This is a genomic window from Salimicrobium humidisoli (genome assembly GCF_002295105.1).
In the GTDB taxonomy this organism is placed as follows: domain Bacteria; phylum Bacillota; class Bacilli; order Bacillales; family Halobacillaceae; genus Salimicrobium; species Salimicrobium humidisoli.
On sequence record NZ_NSGH01000042.1, the window covers coordinates 1 to 4,234 of the forward strand.

Sequence of the window (4,234 nt, forward strand, 5' to 3'; positions counted from 1 at the left end):
CCCATATTCCAAATATCCCCTTTATTTTCATATAAAGGTTTCGACCGCAACCATAAACTTCTATAGTTCTAAAGAAAATGGACGAAAAACGAAGAAATTCTAAGAAAACGTTAATTTAAAGAGGGAGGGGTGAGAAGAGTATATTCAGTTGTGGAAGAAGCACTATGCCTGAAACGGGCCAGATTGTTAAAGAAGAAGGGGATTTATTATGCGTCATAAATTAACTAAATCATCAACTGATAGAGAATTGTACGGAGTTTGTGGGGGTATAGCAGAGTATCTTGGTATATCATCTTTCATTGTGCGAGTAATATTTCTCTTTACCTTTGGCGTCTCTTTTTGGGTTTATATATTTTTGGTTTGGGGCTTGGATGAAAAGCCTGTCAACAACGGTTTGAAATTCCCTGATTTCAACGAAATCAAATTCCCTGATATCACCGCAGGTTAGTTGGCTGTATGCCAGCTTTTTTCTTTTCCCGTAATCGATAGGAATCCCCTTTAATATTAAAGGTGGTGGAATGATGAATGAGTCGATCAAGGATAGCTGTAGCTAATACTTCGTCACCAAAAATCTTTCCCCATTCCACGTAGGACTTGTTAGATGTCACAATCATAGCTCCATGCTCGTATCTCCTGGATATGATTTGAAAGAGTGTGTGCGCACTGAGTTCATCAAAAGAAAAATATCCGATTTCATCCATGATCAATAATTCTGGACGACTGTAACGTTTAATAATCCGTTGGATTACTCCTTGTTTATCTGCTTTCTGGCACTCAGCTATAAAGTCATTTGCTGTAATAAATAAAGCTTGATGGCCTTGGGTTAAAGCCTCAAAAGCCATGGAAATAGCCAAATGTGTCTTGCCTACACCTGGGGGACCCAAAAGGAGAATGTTATTTCCATGATGAATATACCGTCCAGATAAGACTTCTTTCACCCTGCGTTCATCTACACTAGGTTGAAAACTAAAATTAAAGTCATGGATGCTCTTGATATAAGGAAGCTTAGCTTTTTTAATTCGTTTCTCCAACTCTATTTTTTCTTTCTGTTCCATTTCTTGAGATAAAAGAGTGAATAAGAAGTCTGAGTATGGTACATTATTTTTAGATGCGTCTTCGAGAAGACCATCGATGTGATTGGCTGTATAATGCCAACCAATCTGATGTAAGCGTTCAACGAGAAGGTCCGTGTTCATTCTTGGTCACCGCCTTCAAGTTGCTCATACATGTGAAGGGAACGTCGTTCCACTTCTATGTCAGAGGACTGTAAACGGCTGTGGGTCGGCAAACCAACAGTAGTCGTGTGCAGTCCTTTATAATGTTCAAGATTAATATGGTCTCGAGCTTTTCCTGTCATTAGTGGATGCTTGGCGATGCATTCGTAGGAATCGTAGACTTCAAGGTGATGATCAAGTGTCTCTTTAATTTTTAGTTCCTTACCAACGTACCGGAAAGGTACGGAATATCGTTTCCCTTGGTAAGAGATAAAACAGTCTTTACTCACGGTTCTGATTTCCCAGTGATTCATAGGAAACAGTGGTTTGCTGTTAGAAGCACTCAAATATTTTTGCTCATGTTGGAAGCGAGTTAGAGGTGCTTCCATTGTAGTCTGATGAATCTTTCGATTCGCCGTCTTATCTAGCCATTTCCTCATATCTTCATTTAAAGCTCTTAACGTGGGTTTGTGCTTACGCTGCAGGAAATTCTTCTTAACGTACCCCACCACATTTTCGACTTTCCCCTTGGTTTGCGGTCGATATGGTTTACAAGCTTTTGGAGCGATTCCATAGTAAGCCAGAAACTCTTCAAATTTACGGTTAAACCGGATTTCAACGGGCGTATGTTTAATGACAGCCGTTTTCATGTTGTCATAAAGAATTTGTTCAGGCACTCCGTTGAAGTAGGCAAAGGCATTCATATGACACTTCATTAATGTTTCTAAATTCATGTTATCCGTAAATTCCACATACTTCATTCGGGAATAACTCAGTACCATTGTAAATGCGTAGATTTCTTTCCCATCACCATCCACGTCAAATTTTCCTACATGGCCCCAATCCATTTGAGCTTGCTTCCCAGGAGTGGTTTCGTATCTCATTGTCGCTTGTTTCTTAGGACGAGATCGGTAAGGACGAACAAAATCCCGAAGGATTGTAATTCTCCCTTCATATCCCATCGCTATGATTTCATCTAAGAGAACGGTGCAATTCGTGGTTCCTTCCTTGATACGTTTTTTCAGATAATCCTTAAATGGATCCAATTTACTCCCTCTATCCAGGCTTTTCTGCTTTTTCGGTAATTCATCTGTCTTTATGTATTTCCGGATGGTCTTAGGATCAAATCCCGTTTCCTTTGAAATAGCTGTGATGGACCACCCTTTTTGGTGTAACTCTCGGATCATAAAAAACTCCCCAATCTTGATCATCATTCCTACACTCCACATCTTTATCTAGTATAGAAATGATTATCTGTTATTATTGGGGAATTTGAAACCGTTGTTATAAGGGATTTTATCACCGTTGTTCACAAAGCCATCGTTATAAATTAGGCAGTTCTGCAACTGGGTGCAATTGAGGAAGATCCCAAGTAGAAAAAAGTCAAACTTTTTATAAAAATTGCATACTACTTAACAAAGGATAGAATCCATTTTGATCAATCTTTTTTCAAAATGGATTTTTCATGTTTACAGTAAAGCGTGGATATCCGGGGTATTATTAATCAAACATTGAGTTATTGTGTTACTGTGCTATTGAGTTAATGTGATATTGTGTTAATAATCACGGAAGAAATATGAAAATAGGTAACGAGAAGGTGGGGGACTAAGAGGTTATTCGATCATTGCAAACCCTCCCTTTGTGCAATAGGGAGGAAGTCATAGACGTTTATTCTTTGTAAACGATAAACATAAAAAGAGAAGGGGAACGCCCTTCTCTCGTATTACTTCTCTTATTCTTCGAGACTGACAGAGAACGTTCTTTTCCGCCTCTTATAGAGGTTCATTCTCCAACCGTTCCATCACCATCTCTATCCTGCATGTATTTATACAACCAGTGATCGCTGGTAATCGGCATAGAGAAACCAGCATCTTTGGCCTCTTGAATGGTCACTTGGCCATTGCCATTCGCATCTACGCTGGAAACATCCTCTTCTTCCACCGTGCTGGTGGCATCAGAAGAAGGAGAGGACTCGGAGGAATCATCATCCTCGGTCAGACCGAGAGCCTCATTCACGTCATCCGGATTCACGTTATCAAAAGTGTCCACGACTTCATTTCCTTGAATCGTATAAGTATATTGATACTTCGAAGGAATCTGTGTCTCCGTATCCGGGTACGTAATGATGGCTTCAAAATCCGTCGCCCCTCCAGCGTTTCGGATGGCGTCTTCCAGGTACGCCTGATCCCCGTGCCGATTCAACGTACTTTCCTGAGGCGTAATATTATACGCATTGGATACGCCTCCGAGAGAATCCGCAATGACGTGTCCTTCATCAAGGGTATCGCTTTCCACACCGGGGACCTTAGCTTCATCCCAGAAGTACCTGCCGTTCGACAGCACAGGTTCCGAGGCGTCATCCTGAGGGATGATTTCCTCAGCTACGACTTTGACGAGCTGCCCGTGTTCATTGGTTAAATTAAGATACTATTCCATTGGGTAATCAGTCTATTATGAAGGCTACTTACCCCCTTTTTTTACATAATTAATTGAATAAATAATGGTTGAATATAGGGTTTAATAAGTACAAAATGTAACAATATACAGGAACGTTTGTTTGTCTTTTGAGGACGTAGCTTCGGTGCGAGGGCAGCACTCCGCAGAAACGATAGTTTGAGGATCTTAAAGAAACGAAAATAACGGTAATCCTTATATAAGGAGAAGCACTATCGTAAATTATAATTGGTTGGAGATGTTTTCATGAAGGTAGAACAAATATTGATTGGGAATAGAAAAGTATATCTGCTAATTGATTCAAATGGATTACCCGTTGAACCCGTTGCAAAGTACATGAAATATCACTATAACCAGGAGAGTAGTAGCAATACTCTACAGACTTACTGTACAGCTTTGAAATATTACTTTACATATTTAGAACAAATAGGAATTGATTGATGACGTACAATAGTTTGTGTAAAGCTCTTGAAGACAAAAAAAGAGGTAGGGTATCCTCATAGTTAACGACCAAATCAACTCATGAAAGGGGATCCCCTACCTATGTCTACAAGTATAGGACAAAA

The 4,234-nt window shown here is 39.8% G+C and carries 3 protein-coding genes and 1 pseudogene; 1 reads left to right on the forward strand and 3 read right to left on the reverse strand.

Annotated elements, in window-relative coordinates; translation table 11 throughout:
- The first annotated feature begins 208 nt into the window (after window positions 1-208).
- Window positions 209-448, forward strand: a complete 240-nt coding sequence (locus CKW00_RS13345) for a PspC domain-containing protein (RefSeq protein WP_233129790.1) — start codon at window positions 209-211, stop codon at window positions 446-448.
- Here CKW00_RS13345 and istB read toward each other — a convergent pair.
- The 3 genes and pseudogenes from istB to CKW00_RS13360 form a co-directional block, all read right to left on the reverse strand.
- Window positions 435-1,196, reverse strand: coding sequence for an IS21-like element helper ATPase IstB (istB, locus tag CKW00_RS13350; protein WP_095822972.1), 762 nt, complete (start codon window positions 1,194-1,196; stop codon window positions 435-437). The two genes, CKW00_RS13345 and istB, sit on opposite strands and share 14 nt — an antisense overlap.
- On the reverse strand, window positions 1,193-2,425 hold the full coding sequence (istA, locus tag CKW00_RS13355; protein ID WP_095822975.1) for an IS21 family transposase: 1,233 nt from the start codon (window positions 2,423-2,425) through the stop codon (window positions 1,193-1,195). The genes istB and istA overlap by 4 nt, the downstream gene beginning before the upstream one ends.
- 571 nt (window positions 2,426-2,996) lie before the next feature.
- Window positions 2,997-3,641 (reverse strand): annotated as a pseudogene (locus CKW00_RS13360) (DNA/RNA non-specific endonuclease); the annotation flags it as partial.
- Window positions 3,642-4,234 lie beyond the last annotated feature (593 nt).

Bases quoted from the DNA above. Each gene is read 5' to 3' on its own strand.
- CKW00_RS13345 (WP_233129790.1), top strand. From the start codon at position 209: ATGCGTCATAAATTAACTAAATCATCAACTGATAGAGAATTGTACGGA.
- istA (WP_095822975.1), bottom strand. From the start codon at position 2,425: ATGATCAAGATTGGGGAGTTTTTTATGATCCGAGAGTTACACCAAAAA.
- istB (WP_095822972.1), bottom strand. From the start codon at position 1,196: ATGAACACGGACCTTCTCGTTGAACGCTTACATCAGATTGGTTGGCAT.